Annotated in this window: 22 protein-coding genes; 6 read left to right on the plus strand and 16 right to left on the minus strand. The window is 37.5% G+C overall.

Annotation, left to right across the window (positions count from 1 at the left end; translation table 11 throughout):
• Positions 1-5: 5 nt before the first annotated feature.
• From ACZZZK_RS13715 to ffh, 8 genes are all read right to left on the minus strand, one after another.
• A complete protein-coding gene (locus ACZZZK_RS13715; RefSeq protein ID WP_463484615.1) occupies positions 6-632 on the minus strand; it encodes a hypothetical protein in 627 nt (208 codons plus the stop codon).
• Positions 633-954: 322 nt separating this feature from the next.
• On the minus strand, positions 955-1,617 hold the full coding sequence (locus tag ACZZZK_RS13720) for a hypothetical protein (protein WP_463484616.1): 663 nt from the start codon (positions 1,615-1,617) through the stop codon (positions 955-957).
• Between the two features lie 10 nt (positions 1,618-1,627).
• Positions 1,628-3,427, minus strand: a complete 1,800-nt coding sequence (locus tag ACZZZK_RS13725) for a tetratricopeptide repeat protein (RefSeq protein ID WP_463484617.1) — start codon at positions 3,425-3,427, stop codon at positions 1,628-1,630.
• 157 nt (positions 3,428-3,584) lie between these two features.
• A complete protein-coding gene (locus ACZZZK_RS13730) occupies positions 3,585-4,718 on the minus strand; it encodes an MBL fold metallo-hydrolase (protein ID WP_463484618.1) in 1,134 nt (377 codons plus the stop codon).
• A 24-nt stretch (positions 4,719-4,742) separates the two neighbouring features.
• The gene (locus ACZZZK_RS13735; protein ID WP_463484619.1) at positions 4,743-5,495 is read right to left on the minus strand and encodes a LytR/AlgR family response regulator transcription factor; all 753 of its coding nucleotides are present in this window, start codon (positions 5,493-5,495) and stop codon (positions 4,743-4,745) included.
• A 9-nt stretch (positions 5,496-5,504) separates the two neighbouring features.
• On the minus strand, positions 5,505-5,921 hold the full coding sequence (locus ACZZZK_RS13740; protein WP_463484620.1) for a GxxExxY protein: 417 nt from the start codon (positions 5,919-5,921) through the stop codon (positions 5,505-5,507).
• 587 nt (positions 5,922-6,508) lie between these two features.
• The gene (locus ACZZZK_RS13745; RefSeq protein ID WP_463484621.1) at positions 6,509-8,047 is read right to left on the minus strand and encodes a YifB family Mg chelatase-like AAA ATPase; all 1,539 of its coding nucleotides are present in this window, start codon (positions 8,045-8,047) and stop codon (positions 6,509-6,511) included.
• Between the two features lie 625 nt (positions 8,048-8,672).
• Entirely contained in the window at positions 8,673-10,013 is a 1,341-nt protein-coding gene (ffh, locus tag ACZZZK_RS13750) for a signal recognition particle protein (RefSeq protein ID WP_463484622.1), read from the minus strand.
• Positions 10,014-10,451: 438 nt separating this feature from the next.
• Between ffh and ACZZZK_RS13755 the strand changes: the two genes are divergently transcribed.
• Complete coding sequence (locus tag ACZZZK_RS13755) at positions 10,452-12,875, plus strand: DUF5916 domain-containing protein (RefSeq protein ID WP_463484623.1); 2,424 nt, start codon at positions 10,452-10,454, stop codon at positions 12,873-12,875.
• 4 nt (positions 12,876-12,879) lie between these two features.
• Here the strand turns inward: ACZZZK_RS13755 and ACZZZK_RS13760 are convergent, their stop codons facing one another.
• Positions 12,880-13,869, minus strand: coding sequence for a helix-turn-helix transcriptional regulator (locus ACZZZK_RS13760; protein ID WP_463484624.1), 990 nt, complete (start codon positions 13,867-13,869; stop codon positions 12,880-12,882).
• A 98-nt stretch (positions 13,870-13,967) separates the two neighbouring features.
• Here ACZZZK_RS13760 and ACZZZK_RS13765 point away from each other — a divergent pair, with 98 nt between their 5' ends.
• Entirely contained in the window at positions 13,968-14,699 is a 732-nt protein-coding gene (locus tag ACZZZK_RS13765; RefSeq protein ID WP_463484625.1) for a ferredoxin reductase domain-containing protein, read from the plus strand.
• Here the strand turns inward: ACZZZK_RS13765 and ACZZZK_RS13770 are convergent, their stop codons facing one another.
• The 7 genes from ACZZZK_RS13770 to ruvX form a co-directional block, all read right to left on the minus strand.
• Positions 14,700-15,701: a DUF3078 domain-containing protein gene (locus tag ACZZZK_RS13770; RefSeq protein WP_463484626.1), complete on the minus strand. Its 1,002-nt coding sequence runs from the start codon at positions 15,699-15,701 to the stop codon at positions 14,700-14,702.
• A 96-nt stretch (positions 15,702-15,797) separates the two neighbouring features.
• Positions 15,798-16,118 carry a hypothetical protein gene (locus tag ACZZZK_RS13775; RefSeq protein ID WP_200926416.1) on the minus strand — a complete coding sequence of 107 codons (321 nt, stop codon included), beginning with the start codon at positions 16,116-16,118 and terminating at the stop codon, positions 15,798-15,800.
• A complete protein-coding gene (locus ACZZZK_RS13780) occupies positions 16,115-16,867 on the minus strand; it encodes a hypothetical protein (protein WP_463484627.1) in 753 nt (250 codons plus the stop codon). The genes ACZZZK_RS13775 and ACZZZK_RS13780 overlap by 4 nt, the downstream gene beginning before the upstream one ends.
• 48 nt (positions 16,868-16,915) lie before the next feature.
• A complete protein-coding gene (locus ACZZZK_RS13785) occupies positions 16,916-17,758 on the minus strand; it encodes a glucosaminidase domain-containing protein (RefSeq protein ID WP_463484628.1) in 843 nt (280 codons plus the stop codon).
• 65 nt (positions 17,759-17,823) lie between these two features.
• Positions 17,824-18,495 carry a glucosaminidase domain-containing protein gene (locus ACZZZK_RS13790; protein ID WP_463484629.1) on the minus strand — a complete coding sequence of 224 codons (672 nt, stop codon included), beginning with the start codon at positions 18,493-18,495 and terminating at the stop codon, positions 17,824-17,826.
• Between the two features lie 80 nt (positions 18,496-18,575).
• Positions 18,576-19,211 carry an O-methyltransferase gene (locus ACZZZK_RS13795; RefSeq protein WP_463484630.1) on the minus strand — a complete coding sequence of 212 codons (636 nt, stop codon included), beginning with the start codon at positions 19,209-19,211 and terminating at the stop codon, positions 18,576-18,578.
• An 8-nt stretch (positions 19,212-19,219) separates the two neighbouring features.
• A complete protein-coding gene (gene ruvX / locus ACZZZK_RS13800; RefSeq protein WP_463484631.1) occupies positions 19,220-19,636 on the minus strand; it encodes a Holliday junction resolvase RuvX in 417 nt (138 codons plus the stop codon).
• A gap of 313 nt (positions 19,637-19,949) precedes the next feature.
• On the opposite strand from ruvX, the gene ACZZZK_RS13805 reads away from it, so the two are divergent.
• From ACZZZK_RS13805 to ACZZZK_RS13820, 4 genes are all read left to right on the plus strand, one after another.
• Positions 19,950-21,098, plus strand: a complete 1,149-nt coding sequence (locus tag ACZZZK_RS13805; RefSeq protein WP_463484632.1) for a DNA polymerase III subunit — start codon at positions 19,950-19,952, stop codon at positions 21,096-21,098.
• Positions 21,099-21,101: 3 nt separating this feature from the next.
• Positions 21,102-22,622, plus strand: coding sequence for a regulatory iron-sulfur-containing complex subunit RicT (ricT, locus tag ACZZZK_RS13810; RefSeq protein ID WP_463484633.1), 1,521 nt, complete (start codon positions 21,102-21,104; stop codon positions 22,620-22,622).
• Complete coding sequence (locus tag ACZZZK_RS13815; RefSeq protein WP_463484634.1) at positions 22,591-23,079, plus strand: gliding motility lipoprotein GldH; 489 nt, start codon at positions 22,591-22,593, stop codon at positions 23,077-23,079. The genes ricT and ACZZZK_RS13815 overlap by 32 nt, the downstream gene beginning before the upstream one ends.
• Before the next feature lie 176 nt (positions 23,080-23,255).
• On the plus strand, positions 23,256-26,114 hold the full coding sequence (locus tag ACZZZK_RS13820; protein WP_463484635.1) for a TonB-dependent receptor: 2,859 nt from the start codon (positions 23,256-23,258) through the stop codon (positions 26,112-26,114).
• Positions 26,115-26,124 lie beyond the last annotated feature (10 nt).

Consider the following 26,124-nt stretch of genomic DNA (forward strand, 5'->3'; position numbering starts at 1 on the left):
AAAACCTATTTTCTTTGCTTGTTCTCTACCTTTTTATCCATTAAGTTTTCACCAGAAATGGTCATTTTAAAAGCATACAAAATAATTCCCTGGTTACCTGTACTCATCGCATACATCCAGGTATCGTTGCCACGTACAAAGGTAGTTGCATAAGCCTCTTTTACAATTTGCTCCGTTTTATTAGACGTATAAGTGCCATCAGTTTCTGGCGCATTATAAATCATCTTTTTAAATATTTTGGTATTACCCAACTGATTAAAGTCTTCGATATACGTTTTAACGTACTCCCGCATATCATCACTCGGTTTTTTGGTGTTTTTATCTCGCAAAGCGGATAAATTTATCTTGTCATTTTCGAAGGTGTAGCGGGCCGGGAAAATATCCAATTCAGGATTTTGGTTTGATAGAAATATCGCAATTCCCAGATTGTCTTTTGTGAGATAGTCGGGGTTTAATTTTTTCGCACTTTCGAAAGCAGTAACTAATTTTTTTAGAACTGGATAGTTAGCATTTTGTGCCGAATAACTCAAAACCGCTGCTTTAACATCCTTTTGAATTTCCGAATAACTTGATTGCGAAAATGCGATTGTTCCACTCGCCAGACAGAACACTAAAATGAGTATCTTTTTCATTCTTTGAGTATTAGTATGATTAAATAAAGGAAATTAAAGAGTTTGATGAGGAGGCGTAAAACACAGTACATACTGGATATATATACTGAAATTTTACGCCGCCAATACCATCAAATGAGAGACGTTACATTCCTAAAACCAAACAGCTGTTAACAGAACCAAAAACTATAAATTCAACATTTATTCCCTATAGATTAAGGATGTTTTTGTTTAACAATGCTAAGCTAAGCAAACTGCGCTATCAAATTAGACCCGTTTATTATTCGTTAATACTCATCCATTATTTGTTGCAAATAAACAATTATCTGACTTGCCAGTAGGGTTAATAATAGAAGAATTGCTTAGAATTAGGGATTTTGATTTCAGTTCTTCCGGGTGTGAATCCATCCATTTTCGGAACGGATTTAAAAGGATATTTAAATAATTTGTCTGTAGCTGGGTATAATTGGACAGAATCTTCGCAATCTTCGTTATCATAACTAACATGTACTTGCTTTGTCGAAAAATTGATGTCGTAAGTATGATGAAAGCCGCAATTATAATCGTCGTTGTAAGTTGATCCAATTAAAAACCAATCATTATTCTGGTAACGATAAATGTTTTTGTGCTTGCTGGTATGCCTTGTATTATGCCAAAACGTTTGCTCAATAATGAGGGTATTATTCTTTACTTTAATAGATAAATCAATCCCGTTATCGGTACAGAAACCACAATCTTCGCTGTTCCATAATACAGATGTGTTTTTCTTCCAAAGTTTTAAAGTACCATCAATTACTTTACATATAAATAGTTCTCTGGTGTAACCTGTTCGGTCTATTTTTTTTGTAGTATTGAAAGCCAATATCACCTCATCAATGCCATCTTTATCTAAGTCGCCCTTAGTTTCAAAAACCTTTGTTCGTCCGGCTGGTACCACGAAGTTTGGCAAAACTTGTGCTGTAGATTCTAATGATAGTAAAACGAAAAACAAAAATAAATATCTCATATTTAAGTAGTTATTGATTGCAAATCTTCAACATGTGTTCATCAATTTCAATGCCCATTTTTTTAGCGGTAAGTATATCAATACAAAAATCTTTCTGCCCCAAAATTTCTTTAATAGATCCTCTAACGTAGTAGGCAAAACCTAAACTTTTATCCAATTCGATAGCCTTATTGCAGTCTGTTAAAGCGAGAAGTAGTTCGTCCTGAGATTTCTTAATGGAAGCCTTATCGTTTACTATCCAACCAAAACTTGCCGGTTGATTGGCTATTTTTGCAGCTACTCGATAAGTAGATTTTTTTACATTATCAGTGAGGCTTACGCGAGCTATAGCCCGATTGACGTAAGCAAGCGCATAATCATTTTTTAACTCAATACTTTTATTAAAATCACTCCATGCCAGCTTATATTTTTCGGTAGATAAGTAGATATTTCCACGGCGGTTAAAATAAGTTTCTTTCTCAAAATCTTTAACATCTGGCGCTAAAGATAATGCTGTGTTTATCGCATTGAGTGCTTCTTCCAGCGATCCGACATTTAGATAGCAATCAGATAAACCGGAATAAATGGATGCTAAAGAGGAATTGTAATAGCGATTGATGTCAGCCTTCGTTGCTGTCGCAAAACGAGGGTTTATCTCGATTTCATGAAGTAGGTTTTCCTTGTTCTCTAATGATGCTTTGTAATTTGCAGTAGCATTTTTATAGTCAGCCAGCGCCAGATAAGCATTGCCTTTAAATGATAACATCATGGCATTTTTAGGGAATTTTTCCAAGCCCTTAGCATATTGAACTAAAGCTTTATCATACTGTTTTAGGTTATACTGGGCGATGCCCCTTTGGTAATAATAGCTTGGCTTGGTTTCATCGCAGAAATCGGCAGAAGATTCGGAAATCGTTTTTAGTAATTCAGGATCGTAATTTTTTTTACTGATTACTATTGCCTTAGCGGCTGAATAATCTGTACAGGCAGCATCTAAATCTTCTAATTCATAATAAATTTTTGCCCTATTTAAATATCCAGTGTAGGTTAAGGGATCTAATTTTATGGATTTGGTGTAATCATCTAGTGCTTTGTCGAATTGCCCTAGGTTTGAATAAATTGATGCTCTTCCATTGTAAAAATGTGCTTGCTTGTCATTTAAAACAATGGCTTTATTGATGTCGCTTAAAGCGTTTTCCACTTGGTTTTGATTGTAATAGACACCTCCACGGTAAAAATAGGCGTCGTATCCTTCAGGTGACAGAGCAATTGCTTTATTAAGATCGGTAAGCGCTAAAGCATGATAACCATTGTCGGCGTTGTAGGCGCCACGGGCGGTATAATATTCAGCATTATCGGGCGCAAGTTCAATTGCTTTGTTATAATCTGCAAGGGCACCGAATTCATCGTTAAATTGAGCCTTAGTGTTTGCTCTTGTCAAAAATAGTAATGCATCTTTTGGGTCGAGCGAAATAGCTTTATCTATTGATGACAAAGCTTCTGCTCCATCATTTTTTATGGCTTGTATACGGCCAATGTTTAAATAACATCTGGTGCATTTAGGATTGATTAATAATGCATTTCGATAATACTTTTCACCAACTACTAAATTATTGTTTCGGAGATGGTAAAATCCCAATAATCGCAAAAGCGGCTCACTTTTGGGTGCGAGTTTTAATTCCCTCTCCAAGTAAGGAATCACCTTTTCTTCTTGACCAATTTTAGTTAGCGAATCTGCCTTTTTTTCAAAATAAGTTTTTGATTGTGCAACCGTGAAATTTGCAACAAACAGATTTATTAGAACTAATGGAATAATTAACTTCAATCTCATATAATAAAGCAAGGCCAACTACTTAAAATTTTTACTGTTTCTTAATATACTCAAGAACCAGAAGACAGTTTTAAAACTTTATTAATTGCCGACCAAAAAAAATGGTATTGTAGCGGTTGCATTATTATTCGTTATAATAATGCCACGGCCTTAATTGCTACTTTATACCAATCCACCAGGGCTTAAAAATTTGGTTGGGTTTTTTGAGATAAACAAACTCGCCGATCATTGGCGTTACCAATGGGATTTTGGTGATTTTATTTAGTTCTGTAATTTTTACTAAAGGTTCATCCCAAGGATGATTTGCAAGTACAAATTTTGATGAATGCACAGGGAAAAGACGTTTTGTATTTAAATCTTGCGCTGCTTTTAATACCTCTGCAGGCTGTAAGTGAATGTATTTCCATTTAACATCATACTGCCCGTCTTCTAAAATCGCTAAATCTATTGGGCCGAACTTCTTGCCGATGTTGGCGAAGTGGGTGTCATAGCCACTATCGCCACCTATATAAATCTTCATAGTCGGGGTTTGAAAAACATACGACATCCATAACGTATTATTTCTTGTGAAACCCCTGCCAGAAAAGTGCCTTGTAGGTGTAGTGTGTATAAAAAAACCATCCCCCAAATCAATGGTTTCATCCCAATCTTTCTCGTAGATATCTTCAACATTATAACCCCAATCTTCAAAATCGGCGCCTACACCCAAACCGCAGAATACCTTTTTAATTTTCGATTTGAGCTTGATTAACGTTTCATAATCCGTATGATCGTAATGATCATGTGAGATGATTAAATAGTCGATGTTTGGCAAATCTTCTACTTTGTAACGATCGGTGCCTTTAAATGCTACAACTGTACCTGGAATTGGCGAAGCATTTCCACTAAAAACAGGATCAACTAATATGCGCTTACCATCCAGTTGAATAAAATAAGAGGAATGACCAAACCAAACTAAAATGTTCGAATCAATGGGTAAATGCAATAAATCTACTTTTGTTGATGGAATACTATCTACAGGACTTAATCGTGGGTGATCTCCAAAAAGTTTATCATAAATAATGCCTATGGTGCTATAACCCTCTGTAAGTTCAGGTGTACGATTGAGGTTATGGAACACGCCATCTTTAAAATGCGGCGATTTTTTCATTCGTTCAAGCCTTACACCTTCGGCAGCCTTACCAAAAAGTGGCTTTTTCATGTATAAATAAGTAACAGCTGATAGTATCAAAACCAATGAAACTAAAACAATGAATATCCATTTAAAGATTTTTAATACTTTCTGTTTCATGATTGAGAGACTTATTGAAGTTCTTTATTCGATGTGGTTGATGTGCTGCAAAATGTAATCTTTTCTACGCCCTGAAACCGGAATTTCGGTTTTATCTTTCAATACAATTGTACCGGATTTTAGAAATTTATCAACGTATAAAACATTTACTAAATAAGATTGATGGGGCCGTAGAAACCACTTCTCGGGCAAAAGTTCATCATAAAATTTGAGTGGTTTTGAGATCATAATCCTTCGGCCTTCGGTTAGGAAAAAGTTGGTGTAACCCCCTTCACTCTGGCAATAGATAATTTCACGAAGCTGTAAAACCTGCAAAAATTCTAAGGTGTGTAATACAATTCTACTGTCTAAATTACTTTCTCCATGGCCGGATTGTGATTTTAAAATAGAAATCTGTTGCTTTTGCTGTGTAATATTGGTTTCATCATTCGTAGCAATTTTAGCTAACGCAGCTTTAAATTCTGCATCATCCAATGGCTTTAAAAGATAATCCAGGGCGCCAAACTTTATCGCCTTAACAGCAAAGTGATTATATGCGGTGATGAATATAATGCGAAAAGGTATTTCATCCAACTGGTCTAAGATATCGAAAGCGGTGCCGTCAGTAAGCTGGATATCCATTAAAATTAATTCGGGATTTGTTGCTTTAATGAGCACTAAACTTTCAGCTACGCTTGTTGCATAACCAATCAAATTAAACTGTATTTCTTGTTGCAAAAGCCATTCAATTTCCTTGCGGATGGCAGGTTCGTCTTCAATTATAAGCGTTCTAATCATTCGGGGCGTTTAATCTTCTAAAAATCGGTAAAAATCATTGATATATGTCTTTTGTCCATCACTAAAAATATTAACACAGTTAAAATTAATGATCAAACCTTGCGGGGCTTCCAATAATTTCATGTAGGTTATTATCTGGGCTTCGAAAATGGGTTCTATAGTTTTGGATGCCTTTATTTCAACAGCTAAGCAATTTTCTACAAATAGATCACATCTTAAATTGGTTGCTACTTCTATTTCTTTGTATCTAACCGGCATGGAGATTTCTGTTAGAAAATATAATTTTCGGAGGGTGAGCTCATGATTCATACATTCATGGTAGACACTTTCTAACAAACCAGGGCCAAGAGATTTATGTATTTCTATAGCGGCACCAATTACATTGTAAGTAATTTCCTTTAGATATTTTTTCGTTGTCATCTCCATTTTTACATTTTAGCTTTTTCTATTCATTTGAACCATATAGAAATATAGAATATATAGGCTCTATGGTATTTGCTCCTCACTATATAATCTATATCCCTATATGGTTATTTACTTTGTGATTAATTTTGAACCATATAGAAATATAGAACATATAGACTTATGGTATTTGCTCCTCACTATATTATCTATATTTCTATATGGTTAATTACTTTGTGATTAATTTTGAACCATATAGAAATATAGGACATATAGGCTTTATGGTTTTTACTTCTCACTATATGATCTATATCCCTATATGGTTATTTACTTTGTGATTAATTTTGAACCATATAGAAACATAGAACATATAGGCTTTATGATGTTTGCTCCTCACTATATGATCTATATCACTATATGGTTAATTACTTTTCTATTCATTTTGAACCATATAGAGCCATAGCACATAAAGACTTATGGTATTTGCTCCTCACTATATGATCTATATTCCTATATGGTTATTTTTTTTATTAATTTAGATCACTAAAATTATATTGGTTCATCACTATATTGAAACGAAGCACACACTTCACTCTTTGTCCACATTGGAATTATCCCGCCCAACCATCTCTATCTAAACTTCTATAGTTGATCGATTCAGCTAAATGTTCCAATTCTACATTTTCACTCCCATCTAAATCTGCAATGGTTCTAGCCACCTTTAAAATTCGGTCGTAAGCCCTGGCAGATAACCCCAACCGCTCCATCGCCGATTTAAGGAGCGTGGTGCCGGCCTCGCTTATCGCACAGACTTTTCGTACCATTTTTGGGCTCATTTGTGCGTTATAGTGTAAATCTGCTTTATCTGCAAAGCGATGATCTTGAATTTCTCTCGCTTTAATCACACGGGCTCTAATCAGTTCGCTTTTTTCCGCTTCGCGGGATGAAGCCAGTTCCGAAAAATTGACAGGTGTAACTTCTACATGTAAATCAATCCGATCTAAAAGTGGCCCCGATATTTTGCTCAAATACTTTTGAACCACACCAGGTGCACAAACGCATTCCTTTTCCGGGTGGTTGTAAAAACCGCAAGGACAAGGATTCATTGAGGCCACCAACATAAAACTAGCCGGATATTCAACCGAGAAACGTGCCCTGGAAATAGCCACCTTCCGATCTTCCAAAGGCTGGCGCATCACCTCCAAAACCGTTCTTTTAAATTCTGGCAATTCATCCAAAAACAATACTCCGTTATGCGCTAAAGAAATTTCTCCTGGAGCAGGATTCATTCCTCCGCCAACCAAAGCAATATCCGAAATGGTGTGGTGGGGCGATCTATATGGTCGAACGGTCATTAGCGCATCTGCGGCAGATAATTTGCCTGCAACGGAATGGATTTTGGTAGTTTCTAAAGCCTCATATAAATTTAAGGGAGGCAAAATGGTAGGTAAACGTTTTGCCAACATGGTTTTGCCTGCACCTGGCGGACCAATTAAAATCACATTATGCCCACCTGCAGCAGCAATTTCCAAAGCTCTTTTTATGTTTTCCTGTCCTTTTACATCGGCGAAGTCGTGTTCGTAATTACCAATATTTTTAAGAAATTCTTCTTTTGTGTTTACTTTAACCTGTTCGAGCGCTTCGCTTTTGTTAAAGAAGGCAATCACCTGTGCCAAAGTTTCTACACCGTAAGCAATTAAACCATCGACAATTGCCGCTTCACGAACGTTTTGTTTGGGAAGGATGAAACCTTTAAAGCCATCTTCTTGTGCTTGGATGGCGATGGGTAAGGCACCTTTAATGGGCTGAATACTTCCATCCAATGAAAGTTCACCCATAATAAAATAGTTTGCTAAATCCTCATTGGGAATTTGTCCGGATGCAGCGAGTATGCCAATCGCAATAGGCAAATCATAAGATGAACCCTCTTTTTTAATGTCGGCCGGGGCCAGATTTACTACAATTTTCTGTTTCGGCATCCTGAAACCCGCTACATTTATGGCGCTTGCCACACGTTGCAGGCTCTCCTTTACGGCATTATCAGGCAGGCCAACCATGTAATATTTTGTACCAGCACTTATGCTTACCTCAATAGTAATGGTTAAGGCATTTACACCATAAACGGCGCTCCCGTATGTTTTTACAAGCATTAATGAATCTTGAAAATTAAAAGGGATGTTATGTTTTTAGGGGATGTAGATCGTTATTCTAATATATAAAGAATTATCTAATTACATGGTTAAAAACGATGGCTACGAAATGTAAAATGCTTTATTATGACAAGATTCAAATACCGGATGGATATTAATGCCTTGTGTCGACTTCATTGCAGTCTGCTTTAGCTGACTGTTCTTAATTGAGCAATTAGGGCTAAAGCCAAACGGATGAAAGAACCATTGTTCGTCGGTTGAAACCGACGGCAATGAAATGTAACTGGGTTATGTCATGGCCAATTGAAACAGAGGAAGGATATTAATGCCTTGTGTCGATTTCATTTCTGTCTGCTTTAGCTCACTGTACTCAATTAAGGCTTTAGCCAAAAGGAATGAGAGAACCCCTCTTCGTCGGTTGAAACCGACGGCAATGAAATGGATAGGTTTAAAATGCTGATTATCTTCATTTCATTGCAGTCTGCTTTAGCTGACTGTTCTTAATTAAGCAATTAGGGCTTTAGCCAAAAAGAAACAATAAAACAAAAAATCCCAACCATTTCTGATTGGGATTTACATATTAAGCCTCGCTATTTTGACTTTTAACTTTTAACTTTTGAAAAACCTACCTTCTGCCCATTGGCATTTTCGGCATACCCTTCATCATCGCTGCTGCGGCTGCAGGGTTCGAAAACTGTTTCATCATTTTACGCATATCCTCAAACTGTTTAATCAGCTTAGTCACCTCTTCTACTTTGCTACCCGAACCTTTGGCAATACGTAAACGGCGGCTTTGTTGAATTGAATCTGGATTTTCTTTTTCAAACGGCGTCATTGAATTGATAATTGCTTCGATCGATTTAAAAGCATCATCTTGAATATCCACATTCTTCATCATCTTACCCACACCCGGAATCATGCCCATCAAATCTTTCATATTACCCATCTTCTTAATTTGTTGAATCTGGCTATAGAAATCGTTGAAATCGAATTTATTTTTGCGGATTTTCTTTTGCAATTCTGCGGCTTCTTTCTCATCAAACTGCATTTGTGCCCGTTCAACAAGCGAAACCACATCACCCATGCCTAAAATACGCGATGCCATACGGTCTGGATAGAAGACATCCAAAGCCTCCATTTTCTCACCGGTACCAATAAATTTAATCGGCTTGTTCACTACCGATTTAATCGAAAGCGCCGCTCCACCACGGGTATCACCATCTAATTTGGTTAAAACCACACCCGTAAAATCAAGGCGATCGTTAAAAACTTTGGCCGTGTTTACTGCATCCTGACCCGTCATCGAATCCACAACGAATAAAATTTCGTGTGGTTGTGTTTTGGCTTTAACTTCCGAAATCTCGTTCATCAACGATTCGTCGATCGCTAAACGACCGGCGGTATCAATAATGATGACGTTATTTCCGTTTTGTTTACCATGGGCAATACCTTCAAGGGCAATGCCAACAGGATCGTTCGATTCGCGGTTTGCATAAACTGATACACCAACCGAAGTTCCTAAAACCTCCAGCTGATCTACCGCTGCAGGGCGATACATATCACCGGCAACCAATAAAGGCTTTTTGCCCTTACCTTTTAAGTGTAAAGCCAGTTTACCAGCGAAAGTAGTTTTACCCGCACCGTTTAAACCCGCAATCAAAATAATGGTTGGGTTGGCTTTAGTTTCCAATTCCGTAACCTCGCCGCCCATTAAGGCCGCAAGCTCATCATTCATGATTTTGGTTAGCAATTGGCCTGGTGAAACCGAAGTTAAAACGTTCTGGCCCAATGCTTTTTGCCTTACCTCATCCGTAAATGTTTTGGCTGTTTTATAGTTAACATCGGCATCTAATAATGCTTTACGAATCTCTTTCATGGTTTCTGCCACGTTGATTTCCGTAATGCTGCCTTGTCCTTTTAATACTTTAAATGCTCTGTCTAGCTTGTCCTGTAAATTATCAAACATGTTTTTTTAAGCTAAAAAGCTAATCGTAGTTAACGAAAAGCCACTGTTTTTAATAAAAGGCAAATGTATCAAATTTTGATTGTAAATCGCTGCACCACAAAGTCAAAAATCTTTTTTTGGAAATGAAAGTTCAGTATTATTTAGGAGACATCAGTCCTGCCATACACTTCGATCTTTTTAATTTAAACCTCGTAGGTTTTCAAAACCTACGAGGTTTATAAAAAGTATCTCCGTTTCTGTCACGTTTAGGCACAACGGCCTGCTAGTCAAACGTTACTACAAAAAGCAAATCCAGCAAGCTAACCCTAAATAAAGTGCTATCCGATGTGTTTAAAACCCATTGCGCTTCAAATAGTTAGTCATTATTAATTTGATATTTTCTTTTTAGGTGCAACATTTTTAACATTAGCTAGTCTTATACATAACTAACCTAAACAAATGAAACGCTGGGCAACTCTTATCTTTATATTCCTGTATTCTTATTGTGGTGCCCAAGATCCTGCTAAACAAAAGGAACTTAAAGCGGTGAGAACTGTGGAAACTCCTAAAATTGACGGTGTTTTAGATGATGCCTGCTGGGTAAATGTGCCAATTGCTACTGATTTTTTCGAAATAAGACCCGTACCTGGAAGAGTGGAAACGAAAGATCGACGGACGGAAATGAAAGTGCTATATGATGATGTTGCAATTTACGTTTACGCCCGGATGTACGATGATAAGGATAGCGTTTCACACGAGTTGGTTTCGAGGGACAACATCGGTAATGCCGATTTTATTTCAATCATTGTCGACCCGTTTTACGATAAAATGAATGGTAATGGTTTTTTCGTTACTGCTGCAGGCGTTCAGTTTGATGCTAAATACTCTCAAGTTGGCGATGAAGACCCGAATTGGAACGCCGTTTGGGAAAGTGCCGTCAAATTAGACGATTTAGGCTGGACCTGCGAAATGAAAATTCCTTATTCTGCATTACGTTTTTCTGGTAAGGAAATTCAAAACTGGGGTTTAAACTTTAGTCGCCGAATTCAACGAACCAATATCCAAACCTTTTGGAATTTTGTTGATCCAAAGGTTAATGGTTTCATTAATCAGGAAGGGCTTTTTACAGGTTTAAAAGACATTAAGCCACCACTTCGTTTGTCGTTCTCACCGTACGTTTCTGCTTACGTAAATCAATATCCAGCAAATATTCCCGGAGTAAAAAATACCACCTCTCGCTTCAATGGTGGTATGGATGTAAAATATGGCATCAACAACAGCTTTACGTTAGATATGACTTTAGTACCCGATTTTGGGCAGGTGCAATCTGATAATCGCATTTTAAACCTTACGCCGTTTGAGGTAAAATTTAACGAAAACCGGCAATTTTTTACCGAAGGAACAGAACTTTTTAACAAAGGCGATCTGTTTTATTCCAAACGAATTGGCTCTATTCCCGCCTACTCTAACTATTCTGGCGTAGCGGAAAGCGACAAAATTATTAGAGATCAAACCGAAGCAAAAGTATTAAACGCAACTAAAATATCTGGACGTACGGCAAAGGGTTTAGGAGTTGGTATTTTTAATGCCATTACTAACAGTATGCAAACCGAAGTAGAAGATGCAGCAGGAAATGTTCGGAACGTAGAAACACAACCGCTCACCAACTATAATATTTTGGTTTTCGATCAATCGTTAAAAAATAACAGTTCCGCAACGTTTATTAATACAAATGTATTGCGCCAGGGTAGTGCTTATGATGCAAATGTGAGTGCTTTGCTTTTTAACTTAAACAATAAAAACAACAAATATTTTATTAATGGCGGGGCTAAAATGAGTTATTTACGTGGCGAAGAAAGCAGCACGGGCTATAGTTATACCTTGCGTTTGGGAAAACAAAGCGGCAATTTTACCTGGAATTATAACCAGGTTTATGCCGACAATCAATTTGATCCTTCAGATCTAGGTTTCTTTACCAACAATAATTTTTTAGATCAAAAAATAGGACTTGGATACAATATTTTTAAGCCGAGCAAGTGGTTTAATGAAATGCAAAGTTGGCTAAATGTTACCTATTCAAGAAGGGTAAATCCTGGCGATTACCAAAATACGCTAGCAAATGGAGGTGCTTATGTACGTTTCAAAAATCTATGGTCGGCGGAAATAGATATGAGTTATAATGCGAAGGGTAACGATTTCTACGAAGCACGGAACGGACAAATTTATAAAGCGCCAGAAAGTTATGGTATTGGGCTTTACATTAATCCAAATCGGGCTAAAGCGTATAATTTTGGTGGAAATGTTCGCTTTTTCGAACAACAACTTTTTGGGGGCAAAGAATATAATTTCTACCTGTTTCAAAATTTCCGCCTAAATGATAAAGTCGCTTTTGGTTTGGATTTGAATTTCAACCCAAATTATAACTATGTAAACTGGGTAACATCACAAGGAAGCCAGGCAATTTTTTCTAAATATGATAGACGTACTGTTGAAAATTCTTTTGATGCAAAGTACACCTTTACCAACTTAATGGGGGTTACCGTGGTGTTAAGGCATTATTGGAGCGACAGAAGAAACAAAGAGTTTTACTTGTTAAACCCAGATGGTAATTTAACTGATTATCAAGGCCCCGCTTTAACGGGAACGGACAGAAACTATAATGTTTTTAATATCGATTTAATTTATACCTGGCAGTTCGCCCCCGGCAGTACATTATCACTTTCGTATAAAGATGCAGCCGAAACCTACGATTCGTATTTTACGCAGCGTTACAACCGCAATTTGGGCGGCATTCTTGCTGCACCTCAAAACAATAGTTTATCTGTTAAGGTATTGTACTTTGTAGATTATCTTGATCTTAAGAAAAAAAGAAAAAAGGTTTAATATATTATCTCGCCTTGCCTGGGCTTACGCCAAATTTTTTACTAAAAGCGTTACTGAAATGTTGAACTGAAGAGTAACCAAGATCATTTGCAATGTGCTTAATATCTTTTGATTTATCCGATAAAAGATCTTTTGCTTTTGATAACCGATAATCGCTTAAATGGCCAAATACAGTATCATTAAATACTTCTTTAAAGCCCTGCTTCAATTTAAATTCATTTATTCCGGCAACTTTCGCAAGTTCGGGTAGCGATGGGGGGCAATTGGCATGCTGAATCAAATATTCTCTTGCATAGTAAATCCGATCCTGATCATAAACTGTCTTTAATTTTGGTTTCTCTACTTTCTTCGCCGCAATTTCAAATGCTTGTGCCTGCATAGCCAGCAGTTCCACACATTTAGATTGTAAAAACAGCAATTTCAACCCTCCCGAAAACTGACAGTTCATAATATCCTTAATACAGTTATGCATGGCAAAACTGATTGGTAAATGTTCTTCCGATAACTCTACAGATTTATTGTTCATAATATTCTCTGCAAAGTTTTTCAATAAAGTACTGCTGTCGCTAGTCAAATCTACAAAGCGTTCTTTCTGAAAATGAATTTCAAAAAACTTATACTTACCTGTTTCATCGAAGTCGGCTGTTCCATCAAAATTAGGAGTGTAAAGGATGTTATGATGATTTGATTTTATGCTGATGCTCCTATTTGTAATGTGGTTATTCATAATGCCATTACCACTTATCGAAAAGTGTAATTCTACCAAATCCGGTTCATCCAACGATTTAATCTTTAATCGATTTTCTTTCATCACCATATCACCATAAACAATTGATATCCCAGAAAAAATGATCTGTACCATTTCTGCATCGCCAAATGGAAAACTTAACTTTTCGCGGGTTTCTCTAACTAAGGGTTGGTTGAATTCAATTTCATTGAAGACGTTACCTACAATGTAATGACGATCTGAACTATCATAAATGTTTAAGGCCATAAAAAATCCTTTTGATATAAATTTTTCTCCTTTTGATGTAAAAGGAAGCATTTTTTAGACCATTACTTTTGCTCAAAGTTACTAAACAAATTTAAACAATGCCGAAGTTACCATCATGGCTGGCTTATACAGTAGAGAAATTAATCAGCAATAAAATAGTTCAGGTTGAGGTTTTAGAAGCCAAAATGTTAAGCCACAATATCAAAAGCGTAACCTTTAAAGGAGATTTTTATGAAACTGAATTTATTCCGGGAATGGAAATTCTTTTCAGGGTAAATGCCAACGAATACAGGCATTATACGGTCTCAAGATTTAACAGGGAAGATCAAACCTGTGTAGTGATTTTTTATTTAAACAGGCGTGGACCAGGCAATGCCTTTGCTGAAAATATACAGTGTGGAGATCAGTTAAAACTAATTATAGATAAAGCGAGGGTGAAGTATAATAATGGTTCAAGTCAGCATTTCTTTTTTGGTGATGAAACCAGCATCGGTTTATATGAATCGCTCGGAAAAAAAGCAGTTGAAATGGATGAAGAATATTTTGGGATCCTGGAACTTGATGAAGAAAACTTCGAAGCCTTGAATTGCATCAAGCTTTTGATAGACGCTGTACCAGTAGATAAAAATACCCCTGCCGAAAGAGCCATTCAATGGATGGAAAACATGCATCCGAAATGTTGGGAAATGTGGCAGTATGCAACCTTTTATTTAACTGGCCGGGCAAAATCGGTTCAGCAGTTTAAAAAATACCTGAAACAAAGAGGCGTAGGTTTCAATCAGATTATTACCAAGCCCTACTGGGAAATTGGTAAAATAGGTGGTGCTTAATTACCTCGGGAAAACAAAAGCAAAACCAAGCGCTAAAGTTTGGCTGGCCTGAACTTTAGCGTCCGTATCCGTATCGTACAAAATTACACCTGTTAAACTGGTATTCATAAAACGGTTAATTTTTGCGGTTAAAGCAACATCTAATCTATGGTCGATGCGTTTCACGGCGATGTCTTCATAAGGAATAAACATGGCATAACGTGCTTTAAGGTTGGTGTTTTTGAAAATGTCTTTATCAAAGGCACTTACTATCTGGAAAGCAAGTTCGTTTCTAAAGTGTTTGCCTTTATCAACCCCGAAAACGTTCGCTTTGTTATCATATACGGCAGTATCTAACACAAATGTTTGGCGGGCGGTACCCGTACCAATTCTGGTTGAAAAATATTTGTTTGGCTTGTACTCAAAACCGATTGATTCAGTTAAATATCCTGGCGACATAAATCTGGAGATTAACACTTGCTGCTCTTCGCCATTTCCATCTCTGAAGTAACGGTAGCCACTATCAAATTGCGATTCAAAGTTAACAGATCCGAAAAAGAACCAGTTTTTTGATAATTGAAACGAAGCTTTGTTATCCCAGAAAATACGGTCGTTGGTTTTCTTTTGCAGCTGATCTTTGTTTTTGATTTTACCGTACTGCAAAATTACCTCACTTACATAACTGTAGTTGTTTTTATTGTATTCGGCTTTCCAATTCAGTAATCCGCCTACGGCTACGGAATTTACACCCCCACCTTTCCAGTTGTCGCTAAATTGCGCCTGGTTCACATTAATGCCTATCGATGTTTTTGTCTTCCAATAATTAACCTTTGCATTTACAATAAATGGAGGGATTTTTACGGGCTCGAAATTTAACGGTCCTTGTCTGCTAGGTAGCGGACTACGCTTAAGCTTAATGTTCAGGTCTTTAGTATTGATCGGAACGGTATCAATTACCTGTGCAAATAATTTTGTAGAGCAGATACTTAGAATAAGGATTAGGGCGGCTAAACAATTCTTCATGGGTTACAAAGAAAAACAAAAATTCTATAGATAAAAAGGTTTTACCAAAATGAATGTCTGGTAGACAATTATGAAACGACTAAAATTGAAGCGCTATTACCATTTAATCCAGCCATACCAGCTATTGTTTTTAAGGTATTTTAAATCTGCATCATGCCGGTAGGCTTCCTGTTCAAATATGATTTTGCGGTAAGCCAAATCATGCTTTTTATAAATAATCAAATTAAACAGGTAATTGATTAAATAAAGAATGTAAAACGGTAAAATCAATAATTCCAGCTGTTGCCTTAAATGAATTTTCTCATGGTTGATGATTTCCATATCGGACTTAAGTTTTTCCGACTTCAGCAAAATGAAGGGAAAAATTGCCATTCCTGCTGCAGGCAAATGCTTAACAATCAAGATTGGTGCTTTCACAATTTCTCAATAGTTAATTTAGGCAAAGCAGGCAATTGCAAAGCCTTCGGGTTAAGCCGGTAGCTGCGATAAGCATTTTTGATAAATACATTAAAAGCATAGTCATCCGCATCGAGCACAAATTGATAAGTTGGGCGGTATTGTTGCATAAAATCTTCCAATTCAGTATCCTTTATGCCTAGAACTTGCTTAACCAATGAAGCTTTAAAGCGATAATCTATTAAATCTTCCCGATAATCTTTTTCCAGTATTTTCTGTAGATGGCGGGCATTTCTTCCTTGCCGGCTCAATAAATTATAAATCGCATCTATACCGAGGCCAACACCGCCTGTGCCTAAATTTAAAAGGTCTTTACTACTACCCTTCATGGTTTGGTAGCGGAATTCTTTTATCGATTTTTCGTATTGCTGCTGAGGTGTTAATCTCTTTTGGGCAATTACAACATCGCGAAGTCTGATCCCAAGGGATTTTAATTGAAAGTAAGCTGCGGTTTGCCCTTTGAAAATAATCGTATCTACCCCGTATCCAGAAAGTGCAGCAACCAGTGTATCGCCGGGATTGGCATAAGTGCTGAATTCACCTTTTGTGTTGTTATACAAACCATCTTTACTGCGCACATTATAGATGTAAACCTTGGCTAATCGCTGCTTGGTTTCCTTATCAATAACAATACCCTGCACCGGTTTAGTTTGTGCATGTAGTGCCATTGTGAAGCAAAAAAGAAAAGCAAGCGTTGCAAAAAGTTTCATGTGTTTACAAAACTACAAATATCTGTTGCGCAATGTTTAGTATTAACATTATTTAACCTTAAGCACCTGACCAAGTTTAATGCCATCTGTAGTCATTTCGTTCAGCATTTTCAGTTCATCAACCGATAAATTGAAACGTTTTGCAATATTATAAAGCGTATCGCCTTTTACAACTGTGTATGTTCCGTCGGCAATAATTGGTTTCGCTCCTGGCGGCGGGGTATCAACTGGTGTAAATTTCTTTTTTTCCTGCGGGATATTTTGGTTAATTTCTGCAAAAACGCGATCCTCACGAGCTATTTTCTGTTTCTCGCTTTCCGATTGATCGTATTGATAAAGCTGATATTTTTCGATCATGTTAATCAGCAGGTCAGGATATTTTGGATTAGTGGCGTAGCCAGCAGTTTTTAAGCCCTGGGCCCAGCTTTTGTAATCATTTTTATCCAGTTGGAACAAGAAACTATAACGCTTACGCTTCAAAAATTCAGAGTGATCTCTGAAAGATTCACGGGCATCTTTATAAACTCTGAAGCAATCATTTTTTTGATCGTCATCACGGAAATAATTTTTTCCTTTCCAGTCTGAAGTGCATTTAATCCCGAAGTGATTATTTGCATATTTTGCTAAATCGCTGTTTCCGCTACCTGATTCCAGAATTCCCTGTGCTAAAGTAATACTCGCTGGAATACCATCGGAATTCATTTCCTCAATGGCTACTGCTTTAAACTCATCGATATAGCTTAAAGTGTTGTAGCTTTTATAACTGTTGTTATTGGCTTTGTTAGCCGCTTTTTCAATTTGCTTGTTGTTTTTCGAAAACTTCCGCGAACTGCAAGAACTGGCCAAAACGATAAGGAGAAATAGAAACGATAAGCGATAGGATGAATGCATTATATGGTAAATTGTTGAAATTATTTAATCGATTAATTGAAATGGAATTATTGGCATCTAAATACTTAAAACTTAATTCGCTGCCCAGGTTTTAAGTTCGCACTTTTCATCCCATTCTTTTTCATCAGTGTTTTTACTGTTGTACCTTTCTTTTTTGCAATGGCACCGAGGTTGTCGCCGGCTTTTACAGTATAAATTCTTGTTGTAGATCTTTTTTTGCGATGATAAACAGGTGCTTTATATACAGGCGCTACATAATCTTCAGGTCGTTCATCATATTGATAAAGATCGTATTTATCTACCAGGGCAATAACCTGGCTTGCCCAGGTTCGGCTTTGTGCATAGCCCGATCTCTGTATTCCTCTAGCCCAGCCTTTATAATCGTATTGATCGTATTTTCCAAATAAGCCGTTAAAAGGCGCTCTGGTTTCCATCAATTCTACAAAGTGATTATAAGATTCTTCATCGCTTTCGTAATCGCGGTAAGCAGAACGGATATCAGCATTATTATTTGGCCCTTTAACGCCAAAATGGTTATTTAGGTGCTGAGCAATCCGGCTGTTTCCAGCAGCAGATTCATGAATGGCAACCGCTAAAATAATGCTCGCCGGAATTTTATGATCACGCATTAACTCTTGCGCAACTTCCACATGTTCGGCAATATAATCTTCCGTGTCTTGTGCTTTGGTGGTAATTACACTTAGAAGTAAAAGGCAAAAAGTAAGTATATTTCTCATTTTTTATTCATTTGATCGTCATTGCAAGGCACGAAGCAATCTCATCCAACAGATTGCTTCGTGCCTCGCAACGACGAATTTTATTTTTTCCGAATCACAAATAATCCATCTCTAACGGGTAAAATTAATTTCTCAACCCGTTCATCTTCAGCAATTTTATCGTTAAAACTAGTAATATTTCTGGTGTCTTTGTCTTGTTTCTCCTGAAGTACTTTTCCACTCCATAGCACATTATCAACAATGATAATTCCCCCCGGGCGAACGCGATCGAAAATCAAATCGTAATAGGTACCGTTGTTTTTCTTATCCGCATCAATAAAAACGATATCAAAAACTTCATCCAGTTGATTTACTGTTTCGGTCGCATCGCCTATAATATATTTGATCTTATCATTCAGTGGAGATTTGGCAAAATTGTTTCTAACCAGATCTTCCAGTTCTGCATTAATATCAAGGGTGTAAATCAACCCATCAGGCATTAATCCTTCTGCCAAACAAAGCGTAGCATAACCAGTAAAGGTTCCTATTTCTAAAATTCTTTTTGGAGCTGCCATTTTACTCAACATACTCAAAACCCGGCCTTGGTAGTGGCCAGAAAGCATTCTTGGCATTAAAACTTTAAGGTTGGTTTCGCGATCGATATGTTGAAGCAACTCACTTTCGGGTTCGCAATAATCAAGAAGTAGTTGTTGTAAATCGTCGTTTATTAAGCTCATGTATTCGGTTATAAACGGTTGGTTTCCATAAAATATTGTAAAATAATGGTGGCGGCGATGGTATCCACCCGATCCTTATCTCTCCGGTCCATCTTTTTTAAGCCGCTTTGCATAATGGCTTGCTGTGCCATTTTGGAGGTAAAACGCTCATCAACCCAATGCTGTGGTACGGTTGGAAATGATTTTTTAAGTAGCGTAGAAAAGCCTTTAACATGTTGTTTTGATTCAGAATCTGATCCATTCATTTGCTTTGGATCGCCTAAAACAAATGCCTCCACTTGCTCTGCTAACATATACTTTTTGATATAATCGATAATGTCTTTTGGATGAACGGTGTCCAAGCCTGTTGCAATAATCTGCAAGGGATCGGTTACGGCGATACCGATACGTTTAGTTCCATAATCAAAAGCGAGAATTCTTGCCATATAGTGTTTTGCCTGTGGCGCAATGCTTTGACCATTGCGAAAATTAAAAGCCCCAAAGGTAAGGTTTTTTGGTAAATGGGTTTTTGGGGTGGAAAAGCGACCTCACTTGCGCTCTAAACCCTATTGCAGCGGCATCCCCAAATGGGTACAATTTGGGAGAAAGCGGAAAGAGGGACCGAACGGAACAAAAGCGTTACCGGAGCTTGCTTTTCTAATCAATAAAATGTCGTTTTAATTTAAAAAATGCAGCTCCTGAAAGAAGATCAGAATAACAAAGCTTCAATTCTCATATCTATTTCTTATTTTGCACCAAATGCAGTTTAAAGAAATCATCGGACAAGGCAAAATTAAGCAACAATTGGTGCAAACGGTAAAGGAAAACCGGGTGAGCCATGCCCAGCTTTTTTTATCGCCGGTGGGTTCTGGTGCGGTGCCACTGGCAATTGCCTATGCGCAATACATTAACTGCAAAAATAAAATGGAAAATGATAGCTGCGGAGAATGCTCAAGCTGTAGAAAGTATGATCGGCTCATTCATCCCGACTTACATTTTTCTTATCCATTTTTTGCATCTGCCAGTACAAAAACTGCGGTAGATGTACTGGAAGAATGGCGCAGTATGGTGATGCATGATCCGTATTTTGATATGGATATCTGGCGATCGAAACTCGATGCAGCCAACAAACAAGCCAATATTCCAATAGCCGAATGCCACGATATTATAAAAAAATTAAGCTATAAAGCTTTTGAAGCTGAAACGAAGGTTTTGATTATGTGGCTGCCCGAGTATTTGGACAAAGCTGGAAATGCTTTGCTGAAACTGATTGAAGAACCGCCTGCAAATACACTGTTTATTTTGATTGCACAAAGTCAGGATCAAATTTTAACTACCATATTATCAAGAACGCAAATTGTTAAAATGCCAAAACTTACCGGGGCAGAGGTTACTGGTTATTTGCTTAATTCAGGAAGTTTAACTGAACATCAGGCAATAGATTATGCATTTCTGGCTGATGGAAATTTGATTGAGGCGAAGGCACTTGCCGCCGATACTCAGAGTGACAGCTCGGGTACTTTTACCAGTTGGCTTAGAAATGGTTTTAGCAACAAAGTGCCCGAATTGATAGATTTTACCGATGAAGCGGCAAAGTGGGGAAGGGAAAATCAAAAGAATTTTTTAAAGTACGGTGTAAATTATTTACGCGAATGTTGCCTAATTTTAAGTGGAGCGGAAGACCTGGTAAAACTGCCTCCGTTAACGCTTGAAACCGCAAAAAAGCTCAGCACACACGTACTCACGTTGCCAATGGCCGAGGCAATAATTGGTGAGTTGGAGAAAGCACATTACCATATCGAAAGGAATGCAAATCCTAAAATTCTGTTTTTAGATGTATCTTTACAGTTGGTAAAAATTATAAAGTTTAAAACGCTCCCTCAGGGGACTCAATATATATACAATTAGATTATGGGATGTGGAAGTTGTTCAACAGGTGGTGGTTGCACCCCTAATGGATGCAAAAGTAATGGCTCATGCGGTACCGGTGGGTGCCAGACAATGGAAGTTCACGATTGGCTATCCAACCTGGATATGCCCTCAAGTTATAAACCTTTTCAGGTTACAGAAATAAAATTTAAAGGTTCAAGAAAAGAATTTTTCCTTAATACGGATAACATTTATTTGGAAATTGGCGAGCTGGTTGCCGTTGAAGGACCAACCGGAGGCTTTGATGTTGGCCATGTTTCATTAACTGGCGAATTGGTTCGCGTACAAATGAAACGACGCAAAACTTCGTTAGATCAGGTAGTCAAAAAAATCTATCGCAAAGCTACCGAAGCGGATGTAGAAAAATGGAATGCCGCGAAAGAAATGGAATGGGAAACCATGCACAAAGCCCGTAAACTGGCTTTAGATCTTCGTTTGCAAATGAAAATTAGTGATGTGGATTACCAGGCGGATAAAACAAAAGCAACTTTCTTTTATACTGCTGATGGCCGTGTTGATTTTCGCGAGCTGATTAAAAAAATGGCTGAGAGTTTCCGGATTCGGATTGAAATGCGCCAGATTGGAATGCGCCAGGAAGCCGGTCGTTTAGGTGGAATTGGTTCATGTGGACGTGAATTGTGCTGTTCTACCTGGTTAACCAATTTTAAAACGGTTTCTACGGCTGCTGCCCGTTATCAAAACCTTTCTTTAAATACGTTGAAGCTTGCTGGCCAGTGCGGAAAGTTGAAATGTTGTTTAAATTATGAGCTGGATACTTATTTAGATGCGCTGAAGGATATTCCTGATCGCATTGAAAATTTAGATACTGAAGCGGGTTATGCCCGTCATCAAAAAACTGATATTTTCAAAAAGATAATGTGGTTTAGTTATCAGGGTGATGAAAACTGGATCCCGGTTAAAGCCGCTCGTGTTAAAGAAATCATGGTGATGAATAAGGCTGGTAAAAAAGCGCCAAACCTTAAAGAAGAAGCTGTTCAGATTGCTGCTCCGGTAGTGGTTGAAAAATCATTCGATTACGAAAACGTGGTTGGCCAGGATAGTTTAACCCGTTTGGATGAACGTTCGAGAGGGAAAAACAATCAAAACAGGAATTCGAAAAACCGCAATAATAAAAACGATAACAGAAGAGAGCGTGTTCCGGTTGGCGAAAAAAGCAATGAGCCTAACAACAGGTCGCAGCAGAATCCCCAGAAGCCTCAGCAAGGTGCCAAGCCTCAAAATGCTGGTGCTAAACCTCAGCATGCCAATCAAAAAAACCAACAGCAAGCGGTGCCAAAACCTGCTCATGTTAACGGACCAAAACCGCAAAATGCCGGACCGAAACCTCAGCAGCAGAAACCCGTAGTGAAGGCGGAAGGAGCTCAAAGTGTTGAAGGTGCGAAGCCTGAGCAAAGTAAAAACAAGAATAGAAATAACCGTAGAAAAAATAATAACCGCCGAAACAATACAAATGGCTCAGAGAATAAACCTGCTTCTGAATAAAACAGCTTTTTTATTGAGCTTTCTTTTGGTTGCATCGTTTTTTACAGGATGTACGTCGAGTGTTATTGATAGCAATGTGGAAATTCCTGAACGCAAATGGACTTATCGTAATCATATTACTACAGCATTTGAAATAAAAGATAATACAAAAGCCTATAATGTTTATTTTAAGTTGAGGCATACCGCTGAGTATAAATATTCGAATATTTTTATTCTGGCTCATTTTAAAGATGGAAAAGCAATGGTTAATCAACGATTCGAATTTCAATTGGCTAAAAAAGATGGCGAATGGTTAGGTAGTGGATCGGGAAATCTATTCAATTACACTTTACCATTGCTGGAAAACCATCGTTTCCCGAGAAATGGAAAGTTTGAAATTGAAATTGAGCAAAATATGCGGGATAATCCTTTAGTGGAAGTTAGCGATGTTGGTATTTTGGTAGAAGAGGTTGAATAAGACTTTTTAATTGCTATTTTTCTGTATAGTGATTTAAGTTTGTAGATAAAAGGCGCATAAAATTTTAAAAAAGATTGCCGAAAGAATCGTTTTCGAATTTTATTTGGATAAATGATTGTAAAATATTTGTTATTGTAATAAAATTGTTATCATTGCTGATAAACAAACAATAATTTATGATAAGAAATTTACTCAAAATCTCCCTCCCACTCTTTTTTCTAATTATATCCAGTCAGTTATTTGCACAAAGCTTGCAAGGAAAGGTAGCCGATTCTACCGGCGTGGCCATCCCAGGAGCCAGTGTACAAGTTGTTGGTCAGAAAATTGGAACTTCAACAGATGGCAATGGCCAATATTCATTAAAGTTTCCTGTTGCCGGAACCTATAAAGTTCGTGTCACTTTTACTGGTTATGTTAACGCAGAGCAAGATGTTACCATTGAGAAATCTGTTAAAACGCTAGATTTTACTTTATTAGAAACGAAATCTAATTTAGGAGATGTTGTAGTAATTGGTTCACGGTCTACACCGAGAACGAACATTGAAAGTGTTGTTCCTGTAGATTTAATTTCTGCTAAAGACGTTAAGGTATTTGCTCAAACAGATTTAACACAAATTTTAAATTTCGTTGCACCATCTTTTAGTTCAAATAGGCAAACAGTTTCTGATGGTACGGATCACATCGATCCAGCATCTTTACGGGGTTTAGGGCCAGATCAGGTTTTGGTTCTCGTAAACGGAAAACGCCGTCACACTACAGCTTTGGTTAACATTAACGGTACTTTCGGACGAGGGTCAGTTGGTACAGATTTAAACTCAATTCCAGTTTCGGCAATTGAACGTATTGAAGTTTTGCGTGATGGCGCTGCTGCACAATACGGTTCTGATGCAATTGCAGGCGTAGTTAATATCGTGTTAAAAAAGGTAACACCGTATAGCATTTCTACTTCTTTTGGGCAATCATCATCAAGTGCTTTAGGTCGCGATTTTAGCGACGGTAGAACCTTTCAGGTAGATTTTAGCAAAGGCTGGGCTTTTAAAAATGATAAAGGTTTCATCAATTTTGCTGCACAATACTTACAACGTGGTTACACTAACCGGGGTGGTTTAGATACTCGCCCGCTTCTATATTCTGCTAATCCAACTAGAGGAGCAACCGAAACTGAAGCCGCTTTTCAAACTCGTTTCGCCAGTTTAAAAGCTGCTGACGATGCAAGAGCAGCAGCAAATGGTTTAGATAGAAATAATATGCGTGTTGGTAACTCTGATTCTAAAAATGGAGGCGGTTTCTTAAACGGCCAATTTAATTTTGGTAAAACTACACAATTGTATTATGCAGCCGGTTTCACACATAAAACGGGTAGCGCAGCCGGTTTCTATCGTTTGCCTACTCAAACCACTCAAATAGATTTGTCAATTTATCCTAATGGATTTTTGCCTTTTATTAATACCTCAATCAATGATTATTCATTTTCGGCCGGTTTAAGAGGTAAAATTGGCACCTGGGATTATGATTTAAGCAATACCAGTGGAGAAAATACTATCAAGTTCAATATCGATAATACGGTTAATGCCTCTTTACCAACTGGTACAAGTCCAAGGTCATTTTATGCTGGAGAATTGTTGTTCAGACAAAACACCAGCAATTTCGATGTTAATAAAAAACATGAGCTTGACGGAAGCTTCCTTAGCACGTTAAACACTGCATTCGGTGCTGAATTCAGAATAGATAACTATCAAATCAAAGAAGGTGAATTATTATCCTATTCAAATGGAGGAAGATTAATTGGTACTTCACCAACGGCTTCAGGCTCGCAGGTATTTCCAGGATTTAAACCTAGTAATGCATTAGATAAATCAAGAAATAATGTTGGTGCATATGCAGATTTAGAAGCTGAATTTGGGACGAGAGTAACGATAGGTGCTGCAGGTCGTTACGAACATTACAGCGATTTTGGTTCTAATTTCTCTTATAAGTTTACAGGCAAAATTAAACTGTTTGGTGATGTGTCATTGCGTGGAGCTTATGCCACAGGCTTCAGAGCGCCATCTTTACACCAACAGTATTTTAATAATGAGAGTACGCAATTTGTTGGGACGGCTGCTACACAGGTGCTAACGGTAAATAATACAAATCCTATTGTAGGTCAATTTGGTGTTGGTGCTTTAAAGCCAGAAATTTCCAAGTCAGGAAGTTTAGGCTTAGCCGGAAGAATTGCCAAAACATTTACATTTACCGTTGATGCTTATAACATTGACATTAGCGATCGTATTGTTTTTTCTAGTCAGTATGCTCGTGAACGTTCTGGCGGTGTTCTTGTGCCAACAGGTGTGGTAAATCAAATTTTAAATACAGTAGATCCAGCTGCTCAGGTTAATAGTGTACAATTTTTTACTAACGCTATTAAAACAAATACAGCTGGTATTGATGTAGTTTTAACCAATAAATTTACTTTAGGAACCAAAAGCAGCTTAATTTTAAGCGTTGCTGGAAATATGAATAAAACTGTGGTTAGAAGTATTCAAGGATCGGATAAAATTGAAAGCGACCCAGCATTAAAAGCTAAACTTTTCGATAGGTTAGAACGTTCTCGTTTTGAAAGTTCCGTACCCAAAAACAAATTGAATATTACCGCTACTTATAACGTAGATAAATTATCTTTTGTAGCACGAACTGTTCGTTTTGGCGAGGTAACTTACTTAAACGCTATAGATCCTAATATTCCGGCAAATGGTTTGCCAACTCAATTAGACCAAACTTTCTCTCCTAAATGGGTTTCTGATTTCTCAGTGAGTTATGCACCAAGTAAAATGTGGACTGTCACTGTAGGAGCGAATAACATTTTTGATGTTTATCCTGATAAGTTATACATCGATGCTCGTAACAATGAAACAAACTTTAACAGTGCTTCTACAAGCAGTTATACAGGAGGATTAGACAATACTTCAAATGGTAGATTTTTATATCCAAGAGCAGTAAGTCAGTTCGGTTTTAGCGGCCGGTATGTTTACGGAAAAATAGCTTGTACTTTTTAAGATAATACAA

The organism is Pedobacter sp. AC163 (assembly GCF_979258665.1).